We start from the raw sequence: 26,664 nt of genomic DNA on the forward strand, positions 1-26,664 counted from the left end.
CGGAGTATCGATCATGCGTCCTTTCGTCACCGGCCTGCTGCTCGCCGCCGCCGCGCCCGCCCTGTCGGCCCATGCCGCGCCGGCGTCCACCCCGCCCGCCGCACCGCTCTGCGCGATCGCCGCGCCCTGCGCCAAACCGCTTCCGGTACGGATGGTGGTCGTCACCATGTTCGAAATCGGCAAGGACGAAGGCGACACCGCCGGCGAGTTCCAGCTGTGGAAGACGCGGCGCAACCTGTATCAGCGCATCCCCTTCCCGCACGGCTATCACGACCTCTATTACAACCCCGAAACCCAGATACTGGGCGTGGTCACCGGCGTCGGATCGGTCCGCGCAGCAGCGGCGATCACCGCGATCGGCCTCGACACCCGGCTCGACCTGACGCACGCCTATTGGCTGGTGGCGGGGATCGCCGGCATCGATCCGGAGGACGCCTCGATCGGTTCGGCGGCATGGGCGCGCTATGTCGTCGACGGCGATCTGGCGCATGAGATCGACGCGCGCGAAATTCCGGCCGACTGGAAAAGCGGCTATTTCCCGCTCGATCGCCAGGGGCCGAACGATCCCGCCCCGCCCCGCCAGGACGGCGGCGAGATCTTCGCGCTCAACCCCCGGCTGACGGAATGGGCCTATCGCCTGACCCGCGACACCGCGCTGCCCGACGATCCGGGCATCGCCCGCGAACGCGCGCGCTATACCGACCATCCCAATGCGCGAAAGCCGCCCTTCGTGCTGATCGGCGACCAGTTTTCGGCCATGACCTTCTGGCACGGGAGCCTGCTCAACCGCTGGGCCAACAACCACATGCGCTATTTCACGCAGGGCAAGGGCAGCTTCGTCACCAGCGCGATGGAGGAGACCGGCACGCTGCAGGCGATCGACTATCTCTCGAAGATCGGCCGCGTCGACAAGGACCGCGTCCTCGTCCTGCGCACCGGCAGCAACTATACGCTGCCGCCGCCGGGCGTCACCGCCGTCGACTATCTGCTGCGCGAGAATGAAGGCTATGCCGGGCTGAACGCCTCCGTCGAAAGCCTGTACCGCGTCGGCAACCGGGTGGTCGACGAACTGCTCACCCATTGGGACCGCTACCGCACCACGCCGCCCCAATGATGCTGACCGTCCTCCATTCGGCGACCGTACTCGTTACCATGGACGATGACGGGCGCGAGATCGCCGATGGCGCGATCGCATGGCGTAACGGGGTGATCACCGCGATCGGCACGACCGAGGCGCTGGCCCCGTTGCGGCAGGTCGCCGACCGGACGATCGACGCGCGCGGCTGCGTGGTGACGCCGGGGCTGGTCAACACCCATCACCACCTGTTCCAGTCGCTGACCCGTGCGGTGCCGGGCGCGACCGATGCCTCGCTGTTCGGTTGGCTCAAGCGGCTCTATCCGATCTGGGCGCGCTATCGCCCCGACGACATCCATGCCGCCACGCGCCTGGGGCTGGCCGAACTGGCGCTGTCGGGCTGCTCGCTCAGCACCGATCATCTCTATCTCTACCCGAACGGCGTCACCCTCGACGACACGATCGCCGCCGCCGCCGATATCGGCCTGCGCTTCCACGCCACCCGGGGCAGCATGAGCGTCGGCGAAAGTGCGGGCGGCCTGCCCCCCGATACGCTGGTCGAGCGCGAGCCGGCGATCCTCGCCGACACGATCCGCGTGATCGACCGGTTCCATGACTCCGCCCCCGGCGCGATGGTCCGCATCGCCGTCGCCCCCTGCTCGCCCTTTTCGGTCAGCGAGGGGCTGATGCGCGACGCGGCGCTGCTCGCCCGCGACAAGGGCGTGATGCTGCACACCCATCTGGCCGAGGATGACGACGACGTCGCCTTCTCGCTCGAACGGTTCGGTTGCCGGCCGGGCGTCTATGCCGAACGCCTGGGCTGGACCGGGCCGGACGTGTGGATGGCCCATTGCGTCAAGCTCGACGCCGACGAGATCGCGCTGTTCGCGGCGACCGGCACCGGCGTGGCGCACTGCCCCTGCTCGAACTGCCGCCTCGGCGCCGGCATCGCGCCGGTCGCCGCGATGCTCGCCGCCGGGGTGCCGCTCGGCCTCGGCGTCGACGGATCGGCATCGAACGACAGCGGCAATTTATTGCTGGAGGCGCGTCAGGCAATGCTGCTACAGCGTGTCACAAGCGGCGCGGAGGCGCTGTCGCCGCGCGCCGCACTGCGGTTGGCGACGCGTGGCGGGGCGGAAATGCTCGGGCGCGACGATTGCGGTGCGTTGACCGTCGGGCGCCGTGCCGATCTGGCGGTATGGGACGTGGCGACCGCCGCCAATAGCGGCGCGTGGGATGCAGTGGCGGGTCTGGTGCTGTGCCCGCCGGCGGGCGTGCGCGACCTGTTCGTCGAGGGGCGGGCGGTGGTCGCGGGCGGCGTGCTTGTCGGCGTGCCGCTGGCGACGATCCTCGACGATGCCCGCCGCTCGGTAGCGCGACTGCGCGACGCCGCCTGATCGTTACGCCATCGCATCCTCCGCCGTCGACCGCGCGCTGAAAAAGGCGTTGAGGCCGACCGCGCTGATCGATGCCAGCACGATCCCCGAATGGAGCAGCGGGGCGAGTGCCGCCGGCATCGCCTGGAAGAACCGGTCGGACAGCACCGGGATCAGCCCGATGGCGATCGATACCGCGATCGTGACCAACCGTTCGAAGGTCAGCTCGACCGACCCGAGGATGCGGATGCCGGTCGCCGCGATCATCCCGAACATGACCAGCGCCGCCCCGCCCAGCACCGGCAGCGGCACCGCCGCGACCAGTGCCGCCAGCTTCGGACAGAAGCCGAGCGCCAGCAACACGCCCCCCGCCCCCGCGCAGACGAAGCGCGACCGGACGCCGGTGATGCTCAACAGCCCGATATTCTGTGCGAAGGAGGTATAAGGAAAGGTGTTGAACACTCCGCCCAACACCGTCCCCGCCGCATCGCCGCGCAGCCCGCGCACCATCTGTCGCCGGTCGACCGGGCGGCCGACCATCTGCCCGGCGGCCATGAACATGCCGAACGATTCGATCATCACCGTCATCATGACGAGGCACATCGCGATCGACGCCGGCAGTTCGAAGGTCGGCATGCCGAACTGGAACGGCCGCACCAATGCAAACCATGGCGCCTCGCGCACCGGACCCAGGTCGACCTGCCCCATCGCGCCGGCAATCACCGTGCCGGCGACGGTCCCGACCAGCACCGCGCCGCTGCGCAGCAACCCATGGCCGAACCGCATCAGGCACAGCACCACGCCAAGCGTCAGCAATGCCAGCAACAGATGCGCCGGCGCGCCATAGCCGGGATCGGTCGGCTGCCCGCCCGCGGTCCAATTGATGCCGACCCGCATCAGGCTGAGCCCGATCGACAGGATCACCGTGCCGGTCACCGCCGGCGGGAACAGTCGCGACACTCGCCCGACGAACGGCGCGATCAGGAATCCGAACAGCCCGGCGACGATCACCGCGCCATAGATGCCGCGCAGCACCATTTCGGGCGGCGTGCCCGCGGCGTTGCCGGTCGCGATCATCGCCAGCATCGGGCTGATCGATGCGAAGGTCACGCCCATCACGATCGGCAGGCGGATGCCGACCTTCGGCAGGCCCAGCGTCTGGATCAGCGTTGCAAAGCCGCACGCTACCAGATCGGCGCTGATCAGCAGCCCCAGTTGCGCCGGCGGCAGGTTCAGCGCGCGCCCGACCACCAGCGGCACCGCCACCGCCCCGGCATACATTACCAGCACATGCTGACACGCCAGCGGCAACAGCCGCCGCGCGGGCAGCATCGCATCGACGTCGTCCGCGATCGCGGCGACCGGTGCGGGTCCCTGCCCGGCGAGGGGCAACTGCGTCGTCGCCGATTGCATGGGGCCGGTCTCCGTCTGTCGATTGCGTGCTGCGGCGCAACCTATCGACAGCGGACCGGTCGCCACCAGCGCCGTTTCTGGAACGAAGCGATCGAGAAAAGGCATCGCTCCCTGGCCACGCCAAGGCTATCGCCCGCGCCTGCGATTGCGCATGATGCGCGCCATGCCCGACCCGAGGGAAGCTGCCCGCATGACCGACGACGACTTCATCACCGCCCTGCCCAAGGCCGAACTGCACCTACATATCGAAGGCAGCCTCGAACCCGAACTGATGTTCGATCTCGCCCGCCGCAACCGCGTCGCCATCCCCTTCGCATCGGTCGAGGCGGTGCGCGCCGCCTATGCCTTTTCCAACCTGCAGGACTTTCTCGACATCTATTATGCCGGCGCCGACGTGCTGCGGACGGCGGAGGATTTCCACGATCTGGCGGTCGCCTATTTCGACCGGGCGGCGGCGGACGGCGTGGTCCATGCCGAAATCTTCTTCGATCCGCAGACCCATACCGATCGCGGCATTCCGTTCGACACGGTGATGGAGGGGTTGGTTTCGGGCATGGCAGCCGCCGGGGAGCGGCACGGGCTGACGTCGAAGCTGATCCTCTGCTTCCTGCGCCATCTCGACGAGGACGCCGCCTTCGCGACCTTTAAACAGGCCGAGAAATGGCTCGACCGCATCGATGGCGTCGGCCTCGATTCCTCCGAAGTCGGCCACCCGCCCTCCAAATTCGCGCGCGTCTTCGCGGCGGCGGGTGATGCGGGGTTGAAGCGCGTCGCCCATGCCGGCGAGGAAGGGCCGCCCGCCTATGTCCATGAGGCGCTCGACCTGTTGCGCATCGACCGGCTCGACCATGGCAATCGCGCGCTTGAGGATCCGCTGCTCACCGCACGTCTCGCGCGCGAGGCGATGACGCTGACCGTCTGTCCACTGTCCAACCACAAGCTGTGCGTGGTCCCGGACATGGCCGATCACCCGATCGACCGGATGCTGGCGCTGGGCCTGCGCGCGACGATCAATTCGGACGATCCGGCCTATTTCGGCGGCTATGTCGGCGACAATTACCGCGCGGTCGCGCAGGCGCGTGGCCTGTCGCGCGGCGATCTCGTCACGCTCGCGCGCAACAGCTTCCTCGGATCGTTCCTCGGCGACGCCGACATTGCCGGGCATCTCGCCCGACTGGATGGCTTCGCCCGATCGGCAGGCGATGGACAAGCCGGACGCGCCTTGTAGGAATGCGGCGGTCCTGCCGCCCGTTCAACCCATGTGATGGAAAAGCCGTGGTACCCAAAATCTATCTGTCCGCCGACCGCCTGCTCGAAGATTCGTTCCGCCTCGCCAACCGCGTCTTCGATTCGGGATTCCGCCCGACGCATATCGTCGGCATCTGGCGCGGCGGCGCGCCGGTCGGCATCGCCGTGCAGGAACTGCTCGAATATCGCGGGGTACAGAGCGACCATATCGCGATCCGCACCGCCTCCTATAGCGGCATCGACCAGCAGGAACCACAGGTCCGCATCTACGGCCTCGGCCATCTGGTCGATGTGCTCAATCCCGAGGACCGGCTGCTGCTGATCGACGACGTGTTCGATTCGGGCCGCTCGATCCGGGCGCTGCTGAAGGAATTGAAGGATCGCTGCCGCAACAACCTGCCCGACGAGGTGAAGGTTGCGACCGTCTATTACAAACCGTCGCGCAACGTCACCGACCTGAAGCCCGACTTCTTCGTGCACCAGACAAACGACTGGCTGATCTTCCCGCACGAGATCAACGGCCTGACCGCCGACGAAATCCGCGCGCACAAGCACGGCGCCGACATCATCCTGCGCTGACGGGCAGCGGGGGCGTTCGCGCGCCCCGCCCCTATTCTCCCGCGCTCGCGATCGCCACTTCCTGCACGTCGCCGATCACCACCCCGACCCGCTGGTGCAGGCCGTGCGGCGCGATGTCGAGGATGCGGTCATGGCCGTCGGTCGCGCTGCCACCGGCCTGTTCGATCAACATCGCCATGGGATTGGCTTCATAGAGCAGCCGCAGCCGAGCCTTGCCCGCCTGCCGGTGGTCGGCGGGATAGAGGAACACGCCGCCGCGCTTCAGGATGCGATGGATGTCCGCCACCATCGATGCGGTCCAGCGCATATTGTAATCGATGCCGAGCGGCCCTTCGCTGCCGAGGATGCGTTCCTCGATATAGCGGCTTACTCCCGGCGACCATTGGCGGCGGCGCGCCATGTTGATCGCGAATTCGCGGGTGCCGGCGGGAATGCGCATCGGCCCGTCGGTCAGCCGCCACGACCCGACCTCGCGGTCGAGCGTGAATTCATACACCCCGTCGCCGACCGTCAGCACCAGCAGCGTCTGCGGACCGTAGATCGCATAGCCCGCCGCGACCTGATCGCGGCCGGGTTGCAGGAAGTCGCCCTCGGTCACGTCGCGGCCGGCGCAGTCCTCGGGCGCGCGCAGCACCGAAAAGATCGTGCCGACCGACAGATCGACATCGACATTACTCGACCCGTCGATCGGATCGAACAGCAGCAGATATTCGCCCTTGGGATAGCGATTGGGAATGCGGTGGATCGTCTCCATCTCCTCCGACGCCATGCCCCCCAGATGGCCGCCCCATTCATTGGCATCGAGCAGCAGTTCGTTGGCGATCACGTCCAGCTTCTTCTGGACCTCGCCCTGCACATTCTCGCTGCCCAGCGCCCCGAGCACGTCGCCCAGTGCGCCCTTCGAGATCGCATGGCCGATCGTCTTGCACGCCCGCGCGACGGTCTCGATCAGCAGACGCAGTTCGGCGGGGCAGCTCTCCGCATCCCGGCGCTGCTGCTCGATCAGGAATCGCGACAGGGTGATCGCGCCTTGCGCCGCCGGTTGGGAATTCGTCATTCGCTGTCCTTTCGTCGGCCTGCCGGCGCTCGCGCCTGTATGCGATGCATTCGTTTCGCACGGAAGACAGGAACGACGACGCCGGCAACCCGTTCGGGCGGCAGCGAAAACCGCAAGCGTAGCCACAGGAAAGCGGAGGAACATCATGGATGTAGCGGTAACGACGCTGGTCGAGCGCATCGCGCGCACCCTGGCCGGGCTCGATCACAGCGCCAATGGCGCGGGAAGCGAGACGTCGGCGGCGACCAGCGTCGACGAAACCTGGCGCGCCTATCTGGCGCAGGCCGATGCGGTGCTGCGGACGATCCGCGAACCGTCCGGGGCCATGTCGGCGGCCGGCGACCCGGCGATCTGGTCGGCGATGCTCGACGCCGCGATCGCCGAGTCCGAGACGGTCTGACAGGATCGGGGCGGATCGCGTGGGAAAGCGCGATCCGCCGCCGACCTCAGTCCCTGAACGGGTTGAGCGTCTCGATCGTGCCGTCGGGACGGAAGGTCAGTTCGGTGATCTTGGCCGAGCGCAGATGGTTTTTGTTCGAAAGCTGCGTGTCGTGATACGCTAGATACCATTTGCCGCCGAATTCGAACACCGACCCATGGCTGGTCCAGCCCTGTACCGGATCGAGGATGCGGCCGGTATATTTGAACGGGCCATAGGGCGTAGTGCCGACCGCATAGGCAAGGTAATGCGTGTCCCCGGTCGAATACATGTAATAATATTTGCCGCCGCGCTTGAAGACCCACGACCCTTCGAAGAAGCGCCGGTCATGGTCGCCGCCCAGCACCGGCTTGCCCTTCTCGTCGACGATCGTCGCGTCGCGTAGCGGTTCGGCGAGCTGCTTCATGTCGGGGCCGAGGCGCGCGACCTTGCCCGACAGCGCGGGCTTGTCGTCCTGCTTCAGGTCGGTATCGCCGGCATTGGGATCATATTTGCCGGTCGCCCAGCGCTGCAACTGCCCGCCCCAGATGCCACCGAGATAGAGATAGCTCTGCCCGTCATCGTCGGTGAACACCGCCGGGTCCATCGAATAGGCGCCCTGGATCGGCTGCGGCTCCGCCTTGAACGGCCCCACCGGCGAGGACGAGGTGGCGACGCCGATGCGGAACACGCCCTGTTTGTCCTTGGCCGGGAAATACAGATAATAGGTGCCGTTCTTGTATGCGGCGTCGGGTGCCCACGCCTTTTCGGACGCCCATGGTATCTGCTTCAGGTCGAGCGCGACCGGATGCACCGTCACCGGCCCGCCCGGCCGATCCATGCTCAGCACCTGATAGTCGTGCATCGCGTACTGGCTGCCCAGGTCGTCGTCGGGAATGCCGGCATCGACGTCATGGCTGGGATAGACATAGATCTTGCCATCGAAGACATGCGCCGACGGATCGGCGAAATACAGATCCTTGACCAGCGGCTGCGCCAGATAGCGCTTGCCCTCGGGACTGCGCGCCTCGTCGCTCGCATTGCCCGGCGCGGCGGCGTTGGCGGCGCTGTCGTTCTGCACGGCATTGTCGGCGGAACACCACGCCAGCGCCAGCGCGGCCGCAGCCGCCGAAAATTTGATCGAAAGACGCAACAGTCCATCCTCTCATCTTGGTCCGGCGCGGCTTATGCCGCTGCTGCGATAGCGCTACCATTCGCGGCACGCCGGCGGCAAGAGGCTGGGCGTCGGGCGCTGTCGCTGCCGCCGCCGCTGCCGCCGCCCGCGGATCGCGCCGAACGACGGCACCCGTGATATTAATGGCACATTCAACGAATTAGTAGGTCGCGCCTACATTTCCCCCTTGCCGCTGCCGCATACGAATATTCTTATATCGATATGCCCGACGGGCTATAAAACGGGGAAACATCGTGAAACTGTCACATCTGTATGTGGCCACGGCATTGACGCCGCTGGCCATCGCACTTGCTTTGCCTGCCGCCGCGCAGACGATCGCCACCGATACGCAGACCAGCCCGGTGCCCGACCCGACCCAGGTGCCAAGCGATGCCGAGAATCCGCAGTCGCCGAATGCCGACAGCGCCACGGCAACGACCGGCGCGGACATCGTCGTCACCGGTTCGCGCATCCGTCGCGACGAATTCTCGGTCGCAGAGCCGATCACCGTCATCGGTCGCGGCGAAATCACCCAGGCCGGCTTCGCCAGCATCGGCGACGCCCTGCAAAGCAACGCGGTGGCGCAGGGCGCGTCGCAGATCAACAGCGCCTATGGCGGCTTCGTCACCGATGGCGGCGGCGGCGCGAACACGCTGGGCCTGCGCGGCCTCGGCCCCAACCGCACGCTGATCCTGCTCAACGGCCGCCGCCTGGCGCCGGGCGGCACGCGCGGATCGCTGCTCGCTGCCGACCTGAACGTCCTGCCCAACGCGATCGTCGAACGGATCGAGGTGCTGAAAGCCGGCGCGTCGTCGGTCTATGGTTCGGACGCGGTCGCCGGCGTCGTCAACATCATCACCGACCAGAAGCTGACCGGTCTCCAGCTCAATTTCCAGATGAACGTGCCCGAGGTCGGCGCCGGCATCGATCGCCGCGCAAGCGCCAGCTTCGGCTTCAACAACGATCGCCTGAGCGTCATCGGCTCGGCCGAATATCGCAAGCGTGACCTGCTGTCGCGCAACGACGTGCCGTTCTTCAACTGCCCGATCGGCGGCTTCCTCGACGGCGAAGGCTCGGCCTTCGGTTCGGGCGACAATTTCTCGCCCGACGATCCCCGCGCCTGCTTCACGCTCGACAATGGCGGCGTGACGATCAACACGCTCGGCCTGCCCGCGCGGCAGGCGCTCGGGCGGACCAGCGGCGTCGCCGGCTCGTTCAACCGGTTCGTCCCTGCACCCGGCGTCACGACCGGACCGTTCCCCGGCTATCTGGGCGTCGGCTATTACGACCGCGACACCTTCGATCCGCGGCAGCAGGAAGAGCCGCTCATCAACGAAGCGGAAATCTATACCGGCTATCTCTCGGCCACCTACAAGCTCGACTTCCTCGGCAATGCCGAGGTGTATGGCGAATTGCTGGCGACGCGGCGCAAATCGTCGACCGACCTCTATCGCCAGTTGTCGCTCGACTATCTGCAGGGCAGCCCGCTGCTTCCCGAATCGATCCGCGACGGCCTGTTCGCCAACCCGACCAACACGTCGAGCGGCAGCAACGTCGCGGCGCGCGCGTTCATCGGCTATGGCATGACCTCGTCGGCGCAGACCGTGGACTATGTCCGCGCCTCGGGCGGCGTGCGCGGCGACTTCTTCTTCCCCGACTGGCGCTATGACGCCTATGTCGGCAAGTCGTTCAACGACGGCACCTACGAAGCCGAATCGTTCCTGATCGATCGCCTCGCCAATTCGCTGAACGTCACCGCCAACGCCAATGGCACGTTCAGCTGCGCCAGCATCGCCTCGAACGCCAATTGCGTCGCCGCGCCGTTCCTGACCGCGGCGGTGATCGGCGGCCAGCTGCCGACCGATTTCCGCAACTACATCGTCCAGAACACGATCGGGAAGACCCGCTTCCGGGAAACGACCTATGCGTTCAACATCGACGGTCCGCTGGTCCACCTGCCCGCGGGCGACGTGCAGCTCGCACTGGGCGTCGAGCATCGCCGCCAGAGCATCGACGACCAGCCCGACCTGAATTCGGTCAACGGCAACCTCTACGGCCTCACGGCGGCGACGCCGACGGTCGGCAAGGATAATGTGAAGGAAGGCTTCGGCGAAATCTTCGTGCCGATCTTCGAGGATCAGCCCTTCTTCTACCGCCTGAACCTGACCGGATCAGCGCGCTATACCGACTATGCCTCCTATGGTTCGGACGTGACCTACAAGATCGCGGGCGAATGGGAACCGGTCCGCGGGATCGGCATTCGCGGCAGCTATGGCACCTCCTACCGCGCACCGGCGCTGGCCGAACAGTTCCTCGGCGCGACCAGCGGCTTCCTCGGCGCGAACAGCGATCCGTGCAGCGCGCTGCCGGTCGCGGGCGAGCAGTCACCGAACCAGCAGATCGTCGCGCGCAACTGCGCCTCGATCGGCCTGCCGGCGGACTTCGAACAGCGTAGCGGCATCACCTCGTTCCGCGTCGGCGGTGCCGAGGCGGGGTTGAGCGCCGAAACCTCGACCAACTGGACGATCGGCGCCGTCGTGCGTCCGCCCCTGCCCGAATCGATCGGCCAGCTTTCGCTCTCGCTCGACTATTTCGACGTGAAGGTCGACAATGGCGTGTCGGACCTCAGCGGCACCACGATCCTCCAGCGCTGCTACGGCAATGCCAACTTCAACCCGACCGAAGGCTTCTGCCGCTTCGTCCAGCGCGATACCAATCAGGCGCTGACCGTCACCAGCAGCTTCGTCAACCTGTCGGAAAACATCGTCAAGGGCTTCGAGTTCAACGGCCGCTACGCCCGCGAAGTGCTCGGCGGGCGTTTCATCCTCAACGCCAACGTCACAAAATATACCGAACAGTCGACGCGCCTGTTCCCCGAAGAGTTCCTGACCGACTCCAACGGGATCCTGACCGCGCCGGACTGGGTCGGCAATTTCGATGCGACGTTCAACATCGATCCGGTCACCATCCGCTACGGTCTCGACTGGACCGGGGGCGACCGCAACCGGACCTATAGCTATTTCGCGTTCGACAATCTGACCGGCGAAGTCGACGCCGATCTGGAACAGCAATATCGCGACAGCTATTTTCTGGAGGCAGACAGCTACTTCCTGCATTCGCTGTCGCTGCAGTTCAACGTCCAGAAACAATACCAATTCACCATCGGCGTCCGCAATCTGCTCGACACCAAACCGCCGCGGATCAGTGCGGTCGGGTTCACGACCATCGCCAATGCCCCGCTCTATTCGGGCTATGACTTGGTCGGGCGACAATTCTTCGCCAACGCCAACGTCAAATTCTGACGACCCGGAAAGGCCCCGAGCGATCGGGGCCTTTTTCGATCCGGCCCATCCCTTCGGCTGGTTTCACAAAATACAAATGACACGCTTCCCGACTCCGCCTAATATGTGACTCGTTGTATCACATAATGGAACAGCCTGCGTAGATGGGCGGTCCGGTACAGGGAGAGGGCATTTGGTCGTATTTCGTGCTGCGTCATTTCATGGGGCATCGATCGCCGCGCTCGCGTTCATGCTCGGGACGCTATCCCCGGCAATGGCGCAGGACGTGCCCGCCGACACCGGCGGCGACACCGCGACCCCGCAACAAGTCGACGAAGGCGAGATCATCGTCACCGGCTTCCGCGCCTCGCTGAACAGCGCGCTGGGGCAGAAGCGGCGCGAGACGGCAGCGGTCGACAGCATCGTCGCCGAGGATATCGGCAAATTCCCCGACGCGAACCTCGCCGAATCGATGCAGCGTGTGCCGGGCGTGGCACTGGCCCGCGGTGACGGTGGCGAGGGGCGCAACATCTCGGTCCGCGGGCTCGGCGCCGGCTTCACCCGTGTGCGCATCAACGGCATGGAGGGGACCGCCCAGACGGGATCGTCCGACATTTACGGCGCGGGCAACAACGGCCGCAGCTTCGACTTCAACGTCTTCCCGACCGAGATTTTCTCCGCGCTGTCGGTGCGCAAGACGCCCTCGGCCGATGTCGAGGAAGGATCGCTCGGCGCGACTGTCGACCTGACCGCACCCAAGCCGCTCGACTCGCGCGAGGATTTCGTGCTGACCGCGACCGCGCGGGGCATCTGGAACGAATTGTCGAAGCAAGTCGACCCGCGCGCATCGATGCTGGTGTCGAAGAAGTTCGCCGACGGCACCTTCGGCGTGCTCGCCTCGGTCGCCTATCAGAAGCGGCACCTGCGCGAAGTCGGTTATTCGGCGGTCGACATCCTGTCGGCCAACACCAACGGCCTGTTCTGTTCGCCGCTCGGGGTAACGCCCATCTATCCGGCGGTCGGGACGAAGGGCGCGACCGCGACCGACTGTTCGACGAACAACCCGCGCACCGGATCGGCCGCTGCCTACAACACCATCCTCGGCCTGCGCCGCGCCGACCTGCCCAACACCCCGGGCAGCGGTGCCTTCTTCCCGCGCCTGCCGCGCTACCTCAATTCGCAGCAGGATCAGGAACGGATCGGCGGGACCTTCACCGTCCAGTTCAAGCCCGACGACGATACCGACATCTCGGTCGACCTGCTCTATTCGCGTTTCGACGTCACCCGCCGCGACAATTACATCGCCGGCATCTCGTTCGGCCGCTCGATCGCCAATAACGGGCAACCGATGGTGTCGGTGCGTGACGCGCAGTTCAGCGACAAGGGCTCGCTGCTCTACGGCCTGTTCGACGGCGTCGACGTCCGTTCCGAAGGGCTGGTCGACCATTTCGTCTCGACCTTCAAACAGGCGAATTTCAACCTGAAACACCGCTTCAACGACGCGCTCGAACTGACCATGCTGGTCGGGCGCAACCAGTCGGTGTGGGACGGGCGCAAGCGGTTGCAGACGTTCATGGACGTCATCGACAGCGACAATTTCTCGATCGATTTCCGGGGCAAGGGCAGCACGCCGACGATCGGCTTCGGCTTCGACGTCGCCGACCCGACGAACTTCAGCTACGCGCCGGGCCTGTCCGACGGCACCGTGCTCGGCGGCTTCAGTTTTCAGGGCAAGCCGTCGAAGAACACCACCGACAACATGACCGGCGAGGTCAATCTGGGCTGGACCGTGGCCGAAGGCTTCACGGTCAAGACCGGCGGCCAGTATCGCGAAAGCGATTTCATATCCTCATTCCTCCGCCCCTATAACGCCGACACGCTAGTCCGTGCGCTGCCCGCCGGCACGAGTCTCGCCAGCATCACCCGCCAGATCGAGGGCGTGGGCGACCTGTTCGGATCGGGTGCGCCCAATGCATGGGCGGCGATCGATGCCGACAAATGGGCGTCGACCTTCGGCTACGACGCCGTCCGTTATTGCGGCGTCGAATGCGGCGCGGGCCGCAGCCGGGTGAAGGAAGAGGTCAAGGGTGCCTATCTGATGGGCAATTTCGACCTGACCGACATGGTCGGGCTGGGCCTGCGCGGCGATGTCGGGGTACGCTACGTCAAGACCGACCTGTTCACCTCGGGCTATATCGCGGTCGCGCCGCCCGCCGGACAGACTTCGCCGACCGGCCTGATCGGCCAATATGCGCAGGCACGGCGCGGCTATCAGGACTGGCTGCCCTCGGCCAACATCGTCGTCGAACCGGTCCGCGACCTGCTGGTCCGCCTGTCGGGGGCGAAGGTGATGACCCGCCCCGAACTCGGCATCCTGACGCCGACCAGCGGCGTCAACCCGGTGACCCGCGTCGGCAACGTCAACAACCCGTTCCTCGAACCGATCCGCGCCAATACCTTCGACGCGGCGGTCGAATGGTATTTCAAGCCCGGATCGCTGCTGTCGGTCGCCTATTTCTACAAGGATATCAAAAGCTACATCCAGAACGTCAACAGCCAGATCCCGTTCAACGAACTGGGCCTGCCCAACGCACTGCTGGAAAACAGCCAGACCTCGCCGACCGAATTGTTCACCGTGTCGCAGCCGTTCAACACGCCCGGCGGCCCCTTGAAGGGCTTCGAGGTCAACGCACAGTTCCGCCTCGACTTCCTGCCCGGATTCCTCGGCAATTTCGGCGTGCTCGGCAATTACACGCGGGTGACGTCGGAGATCGAATATATCCTCGCCAGCGTCGGCGGGGTGCCGACCGTCACCACCACCAACGATCTCGTCGGCCTGTCGAAGAACACCGCCTCGGGCACGCTCTATTATGAGGATGACCGGTTCAGCATCCGCTCCACCGCCAATTATCGCGACCGGTTCATTCGCGGCATTCCGGCCTCGCCCGGTAGCGACCTGCAGGGCAACAAGCCGACGCTCTATGTCGACGCGTCGGCATCCTATGGCATCACCGACAATATCAAGCTGATCGTCGAGGCGACCAACCTGACCGACGAACGCAACGTCCTCTACACCGACAGCGCTCGGCAGGACACGCTGTTCGAAACGCGCATCGGCCGCACCGTCACGGCGGGCATCAACGTGCGCTTCTGACTTCCCCCCTGCCCCCGCCCATCCCGGGCGGGGGATTTCTTTAGGGTCCGGCTGCGTTACCGGATCGCCACGACCTCGACCTTCAACGGTTCGGCCAGCGCCAGCCATGCCCGATCCCCGGTCAGCGCCACCGCCCTGCGCTCGATCGCCAGCGCCAGACAGGCGCGGTCGCCCAGCGACAGCCCCGACGACCGCGTTTCCCGGCGCAGCAACCCGGCGGTCATCGCCTGCGCGCCGTCATGCGACACGATCTCGATATCGAGCTGCGCGATGATCTCGGTGATCTGCTCGCGTGCCGCTCCCCGGTCGGTCAGCTTGGCGACGACCTCGGACAGGTTCACCGCACTCATCAGCGCGCCGTTCATCCGTTCGGCCACGACCTCGGCACCCGGTTCGTCGAAGAACGCCGCCAGCAATGCCGATGCGTCGAGGACGGTGACCGGCTCAGCCACGCTCGGCTTCGGCGCGGCGTTCGGCGATCAGTTCGTCGACGACCGGCGCGTCGCCCAGCGCATAGGGTTTGAGCATCGCCTGTATCCGCTTCAGCACGTCGCGACGCGGGCGGATATGCAGTTCGCCGTCGACGACGCGCATCACGACCTGATCGCCATCGGCCAGCCCCAGCTCGCGACGAACGTCGGACGGCAGCTGCAACCGCCCCCCGCTCACCAACCGGCCATTATGCGCGTTCATCGACTGCCGCCTCGCAATGCTACAGACATGCGATCAATATACAGATGGTCAGGCCGTCCGACAACAAGCTGTCATCAGGGCAGGCCAGCCCCCATCCCGGCCTGCAACACCGCATACCATTCCGCCGGCGTCCACTCGACCAGCAGCGCGCCGGCCGCCGCCCGGATGCGTTCGGGATTCTGCGACCCGATGATCGGAATGATCCGCGCCGGATGGACCATCGCCCAGGACAGAGCGGCCGTCGCGGCATCGACCCCGAAGCGCGCGCCCTGTTCGGCCAGCAGCGCACCTGCCGGATGCACGCCATCGCTCAACCGTCCGCCGCCGAGCGGCGACCAGGCGAGCACCGCCATGTCGCGCGCCATCGCCTGATCCAGCGTCCCGTCGAACAGCGGCGCGCTATGCAGCGGGGAGAATTCGGGCTGGGTCGACAGGATCGGCAGGCTCAGGAACGCCTGCAACGCATCGACTTCCGCCGGGCTGTGGTTCGATACGCCGATCCCGCGCACCTTGCCCGCTTCGACCATCGCGGTCAGGCTGCGTGCCACCTCCTGCGGATGGGTCAGGAAATCGCGGCGATGGATCTGGTACAGGTCGATCCGCTCGATCCCCATCCGCGACAGCGATGCGTCGACGGCGTCGCTCAGATAGGCGCGATCCGATCGATAGGGGATGCCGGGCCGGATACCGCCCTTGGTCGCGATTACCATCCGCTCGCGCAGATAGGGTGCGTCGGCCAGCACCTGCCCGAACAGCACCTCGGCCGACCCGAACCCGGCGGGTGTGTCGGCCCCATAGATATCGGCGGTATCGAACAGGGTGATGCCGGTTTCCAGTGCGGCCTCGACCAGCGCCCGCGCCGCCGCGACCTCGCCGGTAAAGCGCCACATGCCCCAAGCCATTGGGGAAACGACGATATCGCTCTTGCCGAGCGGGCGGGGGGTAGGATCGATGCGCAACATGGTCATGCCTGTAACCGCTGTGGCGCGGCGATCAATTGCGATACATCGGCAGGCGCGCTTTCCCGCGCCAGCGGCACGTCGAACGGATAGGCGATCTCGACCCAATGCGCCTCGGCATCCGACGTGCCGGCATAGAGCCGGGTGACATCGCCGATCCGCTCGATCCCGGAAGAAAACACCACGTCGGTCAGGTCGGGCCGCTTGGCCGCACCCGGCCCGAACTGATCGCGCCCGGCCAGGATCTTCAGGTCACGCCACGCCCGGTTCGCCGGATCGAAGGTGAACGCAACCGCATAATAATGCCGCGCGCTGTACATGGTATCGTCCTCGAAATAGGCGATGTGCGCGATCAGCCCGATTTCGCCATCGGCCAGCAGATGCGCCTCGTTCACCCCGCCCCAGTCGAGCGGATGGAACATCCCCTCCAGCATCGGCGCGGCATCGATCGCCTCGACGGTCAGCGCATCGAGCGAGGGCACCTCGGTATAGCCGATCGTCCCGCGCCCACCCTTGGCCCCGCGCGGCCGGGTGAACACCGCGACCCGCCCATCGGCCAGTTCGCACAACCGGATATCCTTCATCCCCAGCGGCCCTGCGAAGAAGGGTTTGAGGTCGAACAGGTCGCTGCCGCGATAGAAGACCGTCCACCATTCGGGCTCGCCCGCGCCGAAGCGGACCTCGACCCCGCCGAACACCAGCTCGCCGCCGATGAAGGCGACGAACGGGTCCTGCAACGCGAAGCGCGGCGCGCCGTCGACCGGGTGCCACACGCCCCCCGCTTCCTCGAAAAAGACCGCGGTGGCATGTTCGCTGTCGCGCGCCTCGACCCGCCCGGCGATGACGGTGCGCCCGCCGACGCGGAACGGCGCGGAGATGTTGTAGACGTCGAGCCCCTCGACCCCGGTAAAGGTCAGCCTTCCCGTGCGCCCACGCGGCGGATCGGCGGCGAAGGCGGCATGGCGGGTTTTGACGCGGGGAATGTGGTCGTGGTGCATCGAACGAATCCTGTACCTGTATCCGTACCCCCGCGCAGGCGGGGGGCCAGGGTCCCAAACGGGACGCTGCGTTGCTTGGCCCTGGACTCCCGCCTGCGCGGGAGTACGGTCGGGCCCGAAATCACACCCCCATCGCCCGCCACAACGCGGCAAGCGACACCGTGCCCAGCGCCATCACCCGGTCGGCCGCACCATAATAGACGCGCAGGTCGTCGCCCTCGATTAGCGCCCCGCAACTGAACAGCACATTGTCGAAAAAGCCGCTGCGTTCATAGGCTTCGTCCGGTACCGCCAGCGCGTGCGACAACCGCGCCCGCACGATGCGCGGGTCGTCGCGGTCGAGCAGCAGCGCGCCCAGACTGTAGCGCTGATCGGCATCGACCCCGTGATAGATTTGCAGCCATCCGCGTGTCGTCTCGATCATCTGCGCGCCGCCGCCGATCTTCATCGTCTCCCATGCCGCGCTGGTCCGCCCCGCCAGATGGCGATGGTCGCCCCAGTGCAGCAGGTCGGGCGACTTCGCGATCCAGATTTCGGGTGTGCCGAGATGCAGCGGCGCGGGCCGGTGCAAGCACCAATAATGGCCGCCGACCTTGCGCGGGAACAGGCACACGTCGCGATTGTCGGGCGCATGGATGATGCCGAGCCGCTCGACGGTCACGAAATCGTCGGTCACCGCCAGCGCGGTCGCGATGCCGAGGTCGGAGACCGCAGTGTAATTAATGTACCAGCGGCCCTCGATCGCGGTGATCCGCGCATCCTCGCACCCGAAGCGTTCGCTGCGGTTCGCCGGGAACAGGAACGGCGCATCGTCGACCGCGAAGGTCACCCCGTCGCGACTGCGCGCGAGGCGCAGGTGCGACAGCGAGGTCAGGAACACATGGCGCGGATCGGCGCGCGACCGCACCATGCGCGGGTCGGAAAAATCCCATGCCGGATCGTCGCGGGCGAAACTGCGGGTGGTACAGCGCCACTCGCCCGCGACCTCCTCCAGCAACGGCACGCGCACCTCGCCTTCGCCGACGTCCGCCACGCTCTCAGCGATGCGCACCAGCAGGATCGTCTCCCCGCCGAAGCGGGTGACGCCCGCGTTGAAACTGCCATCCACCCGCCATTCGGGACGGCTCGGCCGGACCATTTCGGGCGCGACGACGGGATTGCGTGGGTCACGCTGCAACATCGGAAACCCTTCTCATTTGAGCGACAGCGACATGCCCTGCAGGAAATGACGGCGGAACAGCAGGAACAGCAGCACCAGCGGCAGCGTCTGCAACACCGCGCCCGCCATCACCGGCCCGGCATAGCCGCCATATTGCTTGCTGAACGTCGCCAACAGCACCGACAACGGCATCCGGTCGGTGTCCGAAATCACGATCAGCGGCCAGAGGAAATTGTCCCACGTGCCGGTAAAGGTGAACAGCGCGACGATCGCCATGATCGATTTGTTCAGCGGCAGGACGATCTTCGTCACCGTCTGCCACAGGCTGGCCCGGTCGAGCCGCGCCGCATCGAAATATTCCTCGGGCATCGTCCGGAACGACTGCGACATCATGTAGATGCCCCAGCCCGACATCATCGACGGCAGAATCAGCGCGCCGAGCGTATTGAGCAGCCCCATTTGCTGGACCAGCACGAACAGCGGCAGGATGAACATGCTGGTCGGGATGACCATCTGCAGCAGCAGGAAATCGCCGAACAGCTTCCGCCCCGGAAACCGCATCCGGGCCAGCGCGAAGGCGATGAACGCCGACGTCAACAGCACCGATGCGGTGACGGTCAGCGTCACCACTGCCGACACGCCCAGCGCCCCCAGGAACGGCCGGTCGAGCTTGTCGGCGGTCGCGAACAGGAAGGCGAAATTGTCGAGTGTGAAGTCGCCCTCGAACAGCCCCGTATTATAGATTTGCGCCGCGGGTTTGAGCGACGCGGCGACCATCCAGGCGAACGGGTAGAGCCATGTCAGCGCCAGCGCATAGATGGCGATCGTCGCCGCCCATCCACCGATACTGCGCTTGGCAAGAAACGTCTTCATGCCAGCACCACCTTCCGTTCGAACAGCCGCCGGGCGATCTGCACCAGCGCATAGGTGACCAGCGCGACGAGGATGCTCATCATCGCCGCATGGCTGGGTTGCAGGCGGCGGAACGCGGTTTCGTAGATCATCATCTGCGGCGTCGCCGTGCTGTCGCTGGGGCCGCCGCCGGTAATGATGAACGGTTCGGTGAACAGCCCGAACGATACGAGGATCGCGAAGGTCAGCACCATCATCAGCTGCGGGTTCATCATCGGCAGCGTGATCCGCGTCAGCCGCGTCCATGGCCCCGCATGGTCGAGCCGCGCCGCATCCTGGATCTCCTTCGGGATCGCCAGCAGCCCCGAATAGAGGATCAGCCCGTAATAGCCGACGAACTTCCATGCCACGACCAGCGCGATCGCCAGCATCGCCAGCGTCGGGTCGTTGGTCCATGGCACCCGCACGCCCGTCCATGCGAACAGCATCGTGTTGAGCGGACCGGTCGAGCTGAACACCTTGGCGAACACCAGCGACAGCGCAACGCCCGACGACACGTTCGACAGCAGGAAGCACAGCGCCACGAACGCCTTGCCCCGTCCGACATGCTGCAACCCGAAGGCGACGATCAGCGCGCCCCCGAACGCGATCGGCAGATAGAAACCAAGGAAGCGCACGACATTCCACAGCGCCTGCAGGAATTGCGGGTCCTGCACACTCAGCAACAGGTTGCGCGTCCCCGTGAACACCGGTTCGTCGAAGAAGCGCCACTGCGTCACCGACAGCTTGGCCAGCCAGTAGAAGGGATAGGCCCAGAAGACGGCGGTAAAGAGCAGATAGGCGCCGGCCAGCGACAGCCCGATCACCGCTTCCCGCGACAAGGCGGTTGGTTGCTTCATCCCTGCACCTCCAGCATCCGGTCCGTCCGCGCGACCGCATCGGCGAGTGCGGCGGCGGGGCTGGTCGTGCCGAGCATCAGCGGTTCGACCAGACGCGCGCTCATGATCTTCTGGATATCGATGGTATGTTCGGACAGCGCGGGCGGCCGCGCGGTCGCGACATGATCGGCATAGGCGCGGGCGATGGCGTTGCCGCGATAATAATCGGCAAAGGCGGGGTTGGTCAGCAGGTCGTCGCGCGCGGGCGACAGGCCGGTGCGCTGCAGCCAGAGGAGGTTCAACGCCTCCTCGCCCAATACCCAGGTGAGGAACGCGAACGCCTCGTGCTGGACGCGGCTGTTGCGGAAAATGACAACGCCCTTGCTGTCCGAAAAGGTCGATCGGGTACCGGTCGGCGCGCTTTCGGCGATCATCGGGCCGACGGCGATGCGGGCGAGCGTGTCGGGATAGATGTTCGCGAACCGCTCGACATCCCACGGCCCGCGCACCGCGCCGGCGGCAAGACCCGACACCAGCGGCTCTTCGGCATCGAAATCGAGCGCGGTCCAGCCCCGCCGGTACATGCGGTCGATGAACCCCGCCGCCTCGCGACCGGGAGGATTGTCGTACAGCGCCTTACTTCCCGACAGATAGGGCTGTCCCCCCGAGGCCGCGTAATAATAGGAGATGAAGTCGAACCAGCGGTCCTGCCACGCGCGCCCGGCCACGACCTGCATCCCGTAGCGCGTGCCCCGCACCGCATAGCGTTCGCAGAAGCGATAGACGTCGGCATAGGTCGCGGGCGGCGCGGACAGGCCATTCGCTTCGAGCAGGTCGGCACGCCACCAGATCAGCGTCGGGCTGGAATAGATGGGCAGCGCCACGACCTGTCCGCCCTGTTCCCATCCCGCCATGATCGACCGCATGCGCCGCCGGTCGAGCAGCGCGTCATAGCCCGGCATCGCCGCAAGGTTCGCGACCTGTCCGAGGGCGGCGAGCTGCACCGCGAACCCCGAAAACACGTTGGTGCAGATATCGGGTTCGGTGCCGGCGACCAGCGCGGAAAGCACCGTATCCTCCGAATTGCCGGCAGTCGGGATCGTCGTGAACTGGACCGGCAGGCCGAGGCGCGCGGCGTTCCATCTGGCCACCGCGATCTTCCAGAAACTCTCCTCCGCCGCATTGGGCGCGACCCAGAGCTGGATGCGGTCGGTGCGCTTCTCGACCCGCTGCCGTCCACAGCCGGCAAGCGTCGCCGCGCCGCCCAGCGCCAGCAACAGGGCGTCGCGCCTGCTGGTCATGGCAGCGGGGTGCCGGCAAGCGCGGTCGCGGCGAACAGCCCCTCGATCGTCGATTCCGCGCCCGCATTGGGATTGATCCGGCCCGGCGCGATGATCCCGTCATAGCCGCGCCCGGTGGCGGGATCGAGCATCGCCCGGCGCGCCGGATTGCTGCCGGTGAACCAGTTGCCGAACTGCTCCGCCAACGCCCGATAGCGGGGCTGGCCGGTCTGGCGGTGCGCCTCGGTCGCGGCGAGGACCATCGGCGCGATACCATAGGCGATCTGGGGGAAGCGTTGCGCGTCGAAGGCCTTATACCCCTGCCCGTCGCGGCGGACGGCGAAGGCGGAGCGCATGCCCGTCCGCAGCAGATAGGGGTAGAAATGGTCGACTTCGCGCAGGGCGCTGGCGGTAAAGTCGGGGCGGCCCAGCAGCTTGCCGGCGCGCAGCAGCGCATAGGCCTGCGCATTGCCCCAGGCGTGCCAGCGATTTTCCCAGCTGAGGAACGCGCCGTGCGGGAAGCGTTTGGCATCGCCCGCCTGCATCGCGACCAGCCCGTCACCGATCCGTCCGATCAGCGTGGCGGTCGCAGGATCCTGCGTGCGTTGCCAATTGGGTAGCAGGCCGAGCAGCGCGGTCGATCCAGCATCGGCCCCGGACTCGAGCGGCAGCCAGGTCGGGACGGTCAGCCCCTCGACCGTCTTCGTGCCCTTGGCAGTGACGGGCAGGTCGCGTTTGAGGTTCGCGACCAGACGGTCGGCGGCAGCGCGGGCGCGGTTAGCCGTGTCGGGCGAGAGATACGGCAGGGCCGCCTCCAGCCCCCACAAAGCGCGCAGCGACCACCAGTTCAGTTCGGCCAGCGAGGTGCGGTATTCGCGGTTGATGCGACCATCGCCCCACAGGAAATTATGGAAATAGCCGTTATCCGCCTGCATTTGCAGGACAAAGCGGGTCAGCATCTCGATCTGGCGGCGGCGTTTCGCATCGGGATTGCCGGCGGCGAGCAGGACGATGGCGCGGGCGACGTCGTCGACGCAGGTATAGCCTTCGCGGGGCTCGATGGCGAAGCGATAGTCGGGGGCTTCGCTATAGATATGGACGATGCCGACGCGTTCGCCGTTCAGGTCGCGCTCGGCATAGAGGTGGTCGAAGTGGACAAAGGTGCCACGTACGGCAACGTTCGACGCGGCTGCAATCGATTGCGCCGACGTCATGACCGGCAGGGGGATGGCGAGGGCGAGCAGCGCGGCGATGCGCAGGGTCTTCACGGGCGGCCGATCCTCTCCGATCGCTCCCTGTTGGGATGCAGGTTTATCGTTAAACTTTCGCGGTTGCGGCTGTCAAGGCGGCACGGTAGGCAGGGACCGACCGGCGAAACGGCCGATATGAGAGGAAGCCATGGTCCGCGCCAAACGCGCCACGCTGAAATCGATCGCGGCCGATCTGGGCATCACCCATACATCGGTGTCCAACGCCTATAACAACCCGGCCAAGGTGTCGAAGGAGCTACGCGACCGCATCTTCGCCCACGCCCGAAGTTTACACTATGAGGGGCCGAACCCCGCCGCGCGCTCGCTCAGGACCGGGCGGTGCGGCGCGATCGGGGTGCTGTTCAACGACCAGTTGAGCTATGCCTTCACCGATCCGCACGACATCGCGTTCCTGCGCGGCATATCGTCGGTGTGCGAGGAGGAAGGCGCCAACATCGTCCTGATCCCGCTGAAGGACAAACATCCCGAACGGCTCGACACGCTGACTGCCATCGTCGACGGCTATATCCTGAACGCGCCGTACAAGAGCAATCCGACGATCCGCAAGGCGCTGGCGCGGGGGTTGCCGACCGTCGTCGTCGATTTCGACGCGCCGGGGCTGCCCAGCGTGCTGGCCAACGACCGGGCGATGATGCGGCAGGTGGTGTCGCACCTGCTGACGCTCGGCCATCAGCGGATCGCGATCGTCACCTTTCCCTGGACCGAGAATCACGGCGAGATCTATGGGCTGGACCGCGATTTCAGCGACGAGAATTACGTCGTCCACGAACGTATCCTCGGTTGCCGCGACGCGTTCGACGCCGCCGGCATCGCACAGGGCGGCGTGCTGGTGTGCGAGACGCTCAATTCGGAGGAAGGGGGCGCGCATGCGGTCGACCGGCTGTTGCAGCGGCAACGCGACCTGACCGCGATCGTCTGCTTCTCCGACCGGTTGGCGCATGGCGTGATCGCGGCCTGCGAAGCGGTCGGACGGCCGGTGCCGGGGCGGATGTCGGTGACCGGCTATGACGGGATCGATCCGCCCGGCCGCATTCCCAACGGACCGCGCCTGACCACGGTGCGGCAGAACGCGTTCGACAAGGGGCGCAAGGCCGCCGAACGGCTGCTGTGCGACCGCGACAGCGACCGCGGCGCGGCCCCGATCGGCATCGATGCCGAATTCATCGTCGGCGACAGCAGCGCGGCGGCATGGGAAGGAACACGGGCATGACGGCGCTGGTGCTCGAAGGACTCGGCAAATCCTATGAGGGTACCGAGACGATCCGCGGCATCGACCTGCACGTGCGGTCGGGCGAGTTCGTCGTGCTGGTCGGGTCGTCGGGCTGCGGCAAGTCGACGGTGCTGCGGATGATCGCCGGACTCGAACGCGTCGACCATGGCACGATCCGCATCGGCGGGCGCGACGTGACCCATGCCCCGGCGGCGGATCGCGGGGTGGCGATGGTGTTCCAGTCCTACGCGCTCTATCCGCACATGACCGTTCGCGAAAATCTGGCCTTCGGACTGAAGAACATGCGCACGCCCAAGCCGGCGATCGCGCAGGCGGTCGAGCATGCGGCGACGATCCTCGAACTGGACGCGCTGCTCGACCGGATGCCGGCGCAACTGTCGGGCGGACAGCGCCAGCGCGTCGCGATCGGCCGGGCGATCGTGCGCGATCCGGCGATCTTCCTGTTCGACGAACCGCTGTCCAATCTCGACGCCGACCTGCGCGTGCGGATGCGGCACGAACTGGCGGCGCTGCACCGGCGGCTCGGCAGCACGATGCTCTATGTGACGCATGACCAGGTCGAGGCGATGACGCTGGCCGACCGGCTCGTCATCCTAGACAAAGGGCGGATCGCACAGGTCGGCACCCCGCTGGAAATCTACGACCGGCCCGCCAATGTCTTCACCGCCGGGTTCATCGGCAGTCCGCGCATCAACCTGCTCGACGCGGTGGTGGTGGCACGCGATGGCGCGGCGACGCTGTTCGAACTGGCGGGCGGCATGCGGATCGCGCGCGAATGCGGGTCGCTGGCGGTGGGCGAGCGGGTGACGCTGGGGCTGCGGCCCGAGCATCTGCGACTGGCGGCGGGTGCGGACGGCGTCGCGCTGCCGATGATCGTCGAGGCGGTCGAGGCGCTGGGGCATTCGACCTATCTCTATGGCGAATTGGCGGCGGGCGGCGCGTTTCGCGCGAAGCTGGACGGGCATCACGCAGTGACCGGCGCGGTGACTTTGTATGCCGATCCGGCGCGGGTGCTGGTGTTCGGTGCGGACGGGGTGGCGATTTAGCAAGCGACGCCCGGGTACCCGGCTTGCCCTGCATCAAACGAACGCGACAAAACGCCTTATCCAAGCGTTCGGTTCCATCTTAACCCTTTGTCAGCCCGCGCGCGCTATGATTTAGGCAGAGACGCGGCGAGCCGGGGGGCCGATCCGCACGGATAGCGAGGAATCGGACGGCGATGGTCGAGACGGCGGTGTTCACCTATGGGTTGTTGGCGAGCTTCGTGCTGTCGGGCGCGGCGCGCAACAAGCGGATGGAGCGGCCCAACCCCGCACTGCTGACCTATATCGGATATCTGCTGGTCGGCATGTCGGCGGCGGCGTCGGTGCTGCTGGCGGGCTATGCGGTGTGGCAGTCGATCTGACGACGGGCGACGCCTTGCGATCATGGCGGTCGGGAAGCTGCGCAAGCGATACCTGATCCCGAGGCACGTCGTGCCCCCGTGCCGGCGGGGGTCCAGTGCCAAGTAAAACCATCCGTTGCGACTCCGGCTCTGAACCGACCTGCATAAGACGTCGGCCAACGTCGCGGCTCTCGAGCATGATGACAAGAGGCAGAACCGTTCGTGCTGAGTAGGGGCTGAGCTTGTCGAAGACCCGTATCGAAGCACCTGCCACCAACGGTCCTTCGATACGCCATTTCGACAAGCTCAATGGCTACTCAGAGTCTGACTCGTTATTGAGATCTGGCGATTTGTCTGGTGAGGGTTTTGACGGAAGCGAGGTTGCACCAGGCTTCCTGCGACTGTTCGGAGGCTTCATAGTCCCTGGCGAGACGCCGGTTTCGACCGAGCCATGCGAACGTCCTCTCGACGACCCATCGTCGCGGTTCCTGGACGAAGTGTCCGACGCGTTGCGAGCGGGTGATGATCTCGATGGTCCATGGCCGCGGATCGGCGACCGCGTCGAGCAGCTTGTTGCCGCGATAGGCGCGGTCGGCATAGGCATGGCGCAGGCCGGGAAACCGGGCGGCCAGCGCCTTGAGCAACGGCACGGCGCCATGGCTGTCCTGCACGTTTGCCGGAGTGATCCGCGCCTCGATCAATCGGCCTGACGTATCGGTCGCGATGTGGCGCTTGCGACCCTTGACCTTCTTGGCAGCATCGAACCCGCGCGGACCGCCGCTCTCGGTGGTACGCGCGCTCTGGCTGTCGATCACCACGGCCGATGGTTCGGGATCGCGCCCCTCGAGCATCCGCGAACGTGCCACCAGCAACGCATTGATCCGGGGCCACCAGCCCTGATCGCGCCAGCGGTAGAAATGATACTGTACGGTCGTGAACGGCGGAAAATCACGCGGCAGACCACGCCACGGACATCCCGACCATAGCAGATACAGCAACGCGTTCACGATCCGCCGCAGCGGCGTCCGCCGCCGTCGGCCACGAACCGACGGCGGCGGCAGAAGCGGACCCAATACCCGCCACTCCGCCGCACTCAAATCGCTTGCATACCGACCCTCGGCCCGGCGATACCGCTCCCGGGTGGCCTCATTCCAAACCATCGTCGATCCTTTCGTAGCTTCGCA

23 protein-coding genes are annotated in these 26,664 nt (G+C 66.1%); 10 read left to right on the forward strand and 13 right to left on the reverse strand.

All coding sequences use genetic code 11. The features are described 5' to 3' along the window. Positions 1-13: 13 nt before the first annotated feature. Both ACZ1JS_RS17775 and ACZ1JS_RS17780 read left to right on the forward strand, forming a co-directional pair. Entirely contained in the window at positions 14-1,114 is a 1,101-nt protein-coding gene (locus ACZ1JS_RS17775) for a purine nucleoside permease (protein WP_465168828.1), read from the forward strand. Continuing rightward, positions 1,111-2,472, forward strand: a complete 1,362-nt coding sequence (locus ACZ1JS_RS17780; protein WP_465168829.1) for an 8-oxoguanine deaminase — start codon at positions 1,111-1,113, stop codon at positions 2,470-2,472. The genes ACZ1JS_RS17775 and ACZ1JS_RS17780 overlap by 4 nt, the downstream gene beginning before the upstream one ends. Positions 2,473-2,475: 3 nt before the next feature. On the opposite strand, the gene ACZ1JS_RS17785 is transcribed toward ACZ1JS_RS17780, so the two are convergent. Then, positions 2,476-3,864, reverse strand: a complete 1,389-nt coding sequence (locus ACZ1JS_RS17785; RefSeq protein WP_465168830.1) for a nucleobase:cation symporter-2 family protein — start codon at positions 3,862-3,864, stop codon at positions 2,476-2,478. 190 nt (positions 3,865-4,054) lie between these two features. Between ACZ1JS_RS17785 and ACZ1JS_RS17790 the strand changes: the two genes are divergently transcribed. Both ACZ1JS_RS17790 and ACZ1JS_RS17795 read left to right on the forward strand, forming a co-directional pair. Beyond that, on the forward strand, positions 4,055-5,092 hold the full coding sequence (locus tag ACZ1JS_RS17790; RefSeq protein ID WP_465168831.1) for an adenosine deaminase: 1,038 nt from the start codon (positions 4,055-4,057) through the stop codon (positions 5,090-5,092). A gap of 2 nt (positions 5,093-5,094) precedes the next feature. Then, the gene (locus ACZ1JS_RS17795) at positions 5,095-5,691 is read left to right on the forward strand and encodes a phosphoribosyltransferase (RefSeq protein WP_465168832.1); all 597 of its coding nucleotides are present in this window, start codon (positions 5,095-5,097) and stop codon (positions 5,689-5,691) included. Between the two features lie 31 nt (positions 5,692-5,722). Here ACZ1JS_RS17795 and ACZ1JS_RS17800 read toward each other — a convergent pair whose 3' ends face one another. Next, on the reverse strand, positions 5,723-6,748 hold the full coding sequence (locus ACZ1JS_RS17800; protein ID WP_465168833.1) for a class 1 fructose-bisphosphatase: 1,026 nt from the start codon (positions 6,746-6,748) through the stop codon (positions 5,723-5,725). A 145-nt stretch (positions 6,749-6,893) separates the two neighbouring features. Between ACZ1JS_RS17800 and ACZ1JS_RS17805 the strand changes: the two genes are divergently transcribed. After that, a complete protein-coding gene (locus ACZ1JS_RS17805; RefSeq protein ID WP_465168834.1) occupies positions 6,894-7,148 on the forward strand; it encodes a hypothetical protein in 255 nt (84 codons plus the stop codon). Between the two features lie 46 nt (positions 7,149-7,194). Here ACZ1JS_RS17805 and ACZ1JS_RS17810 read toward each other — a convergent pair whose 3' ends face one another. Continuing rightward, entirely contained in the window at positions 7,195-8,319 is a 1,125-nt protein-coding gene (locus ACZ1JS_RS17810; RefSeq protein ID WP_465168835.1) for a glycoside hydrolase family 43 protein, read from the reverse strand. A gap of 275 nt (positions 8,320-8,594) precedes the next feature. Between ACZ1JS_RS17810 and ACZ1JS_RS17815 the strand changes: the two genes are divergently transcribed. Together ACZ1JS_RS17815 and ACZ1JS_RS17820 are read left to right on the forward strand one after the other, a co-directional pair. Then, positions 8,595-11,642, forward strand: a complete 3,048-nt coding sequence (locus ACZ1JS_RS17815) for a TonB-dependent receptor plug domain-containing protein (RefSeq protein ID WP_465168836.1) — start codon at positions 8,595-8,597, stop codon at positions 11,640-11,642. Between the two features lie 229 nt (positions 11,643-11,871). Further along, positions 11,872-14,775, forward strand: coding sequence for a TonB-dependent receptor (locus ACZ1JS_RS17820; RefSeq protein WP_465168837.1), 2,904 nt, complete (start codon positions 11,872-11,874; stop codon positions 14,773-14,775). 56 nt (positions 14,776-14,831) lie between these two features. Here ACZ1JS_RS17820 and ACZ1JS_RS17825 read toward each other — a convergent pair whose 3' ends face one another. The 9 genes from ACZ1JS_RS17825 to ACZ1JS_RS17865 form a co-directional block, all read right to left on the reverse strand. Continuing rightward, positions 14,832-15,227 (reverse strand): type II toxin-antitoxin system VapC family toxin, encoded by a 396-nt coding sequence (locus ACZ1JS_RS17825; protein WP_465168838.1) that lies wholly within the window; start codon positions 15,225-15,227, stop codon positions 14,832-14,834. Beyond that, on the reverse strand, positions 15,220-15,468 hold the full coding sequence (locus tag ACZ1JS_RS17830) for an AbrB/MazE/SpoVT family DNA-binding domain-containing protein (protein WP_242121160.1): 249 nt from the start codon (positions 15,466-15,468) through the stop codon (positions 15,220-15,222). Before ACZ1JS_RS17830 ends, ACZ1JS_RS17825 begins: the two co-directional genes overlap by 8 nt. 74 nt (positions 15,469-15,542) lie before the next feature. Beyond that, a complete protein-coding gene (locus ACZ1JS_RS17835; RefSeq protein ID WP_465168839.1) occupies positions 15,543-16,436 on the reverse strand; it encodes an aldo/keto reductase in 894 nt (297 codons plus the stop codon). Continuing rightward, positions 16,433-17,425, reverse strand: coding sequence for a DUF1861 family protein (locus ACZ1JS_RS17840; protein WP_465168840.1), 993 nt, complete (start codon positions 17,423-17,425; stop codon positions 16,433-16,435). The genes ACZ1JS_RS17835 and ACZ1JS_RS17840 overlap by 4 nt, the downstream gene beginning before the upstream one ends. Before the next feature lie 121 nt (positions 17,426-17,546). Continuing rightward, the gene (locus ACZ1JS_RS17845) at positions 17,547-18,602 is read right to left on the reverse strand and encodes a glycoside hydrolase family 130 protein (RefSeq protein ID WP_465168856.1); all 1,056 of its coding nucleotides are present in this window, start codon (positions 18,600-18,602) and stop codon (positions 17,547-17,549) included. 15 nt (positions 18,603-18,617) lie between these two features. After that, positions 18,618-19,457 carry a carbohydrate ABC transporter permease gene (locus ACZ1JS_RS17850; protein WP_465168841.1) on the reverse strand — a complete coding sequence of 280 codons (840 nt, stop codon included), beginning with the start codon at positions 19,455-19,457 and terminating at the stop codon, positions 18,618-18,620. After that, positions 19,454-20,335: a carbohydrate ABC transporter permease gene (locus ACZ1JS_RS17855; protein ID WP_465168842.1), complete on the reverse strand. Its 882-nt coding sequence runs from the start codon at positions 20,333-20,335 to the stop codon at positions 19,454-19,456. Before ACZ1JS_RS17855 ends, ACZ1JS_RS17850 begins: the two co-directional genes overlap by 4 nt. Beyond that, positions 20,332-21,615: an ABC transporter substrate-binding protein gene (locus ACZ1JS_RS17860; RefSeq protein ID WP_465168843.1), complete on the reverse strand. Its 1,284-nt coding sequence runs from the start codon at positions 21,613-21,615 to the stop codon at positions 20,332-20,334. Before ACZ1JS_RS17860 ends, ACZ1JS_RS17855 begins: the two co-directional genes overlap by 4 nt. Beyond that, entirely contained in the window at positions 21,612-22,862 is a 1,251-nt protein-coding gene (locus ACZ1JS_RS17865; RefSeq protein ID WP_465168844.1) for a hypothetical protein, read from the reverse strand. The genes ACZ1JS_RS17860 and ACZ1JS_RS17865 overlap by 4 nt, the downstream gene beginning before the upstream one ends. Before the next feature lie 130 nt (positions 22,863-22,992). Between ACZ1JS_RS17865 and ACZ1JS_RS17870 the strand changes: the two genes are divergently transcribed. The 3 genes from ACZ1JS_RS17870 (at position 22,993) to ACZ1JS_RS17880 (ending at position 25,501) form a co-directional block, all read left to right on the forward strand. Continuing rightward, complete coding sequence (locus ACZ1JS_RS17870) at positions 22,993-24,075, forward strand: LacI family DNA-binding transcriptional regulator (RefSeq protein WP_465168845.1); 1,083 nt, start codon at positions 22,993-22,995, stop codon at positions 24,073-24,075. Next, entirely contained in the window at positions 24,072-25,142 is a 1,071-nt protein-coding gene (locus ACZ1JS_RS17875; protein WP_465168846.1) for an ABC transporter ATP-binding protein, read from the forward strand. Before ACZ1JS_RS17870 ends, ACZ1JS_RS17875 begins: the two co-directional genes overlap by 4 nt. 173 nt (positions 25,143-25,315) lie before the next feature. Beyond that, the gene (locus tag ACZ1JS_RS17880) at positions 25,316-25,501 is read left to right on the forward strand and encodes a hypothetical protein (protein ID WP_465168847.1); all 186 of its coding nucleotides are present in this window, start codon (positions 25,316-25,318) and stop codon (positions 25,499-25,501) included. 311 nt (positions 25,502-25,812) lie between these two features. On the opposite strand, the gene ACZ1JS_RS17885 is transcribed toward ACZ1JS_RS17880, so the two are convergent. After that, a complete protein-coding gene (locus ACZ1JS_RS17885) occupies positions 25,813-26,640 on the reverse strand; it encodes an IS5 family transposase (protein WP_465165962.1) in 828 nt (275 codons plus the stop codon). Positions 26,641-26,664 lie beyond the last annotated feature (24 nt).

It is taken from the genome of Sphingomonas sp. BL-S-05, assembly GCF_055521695.1.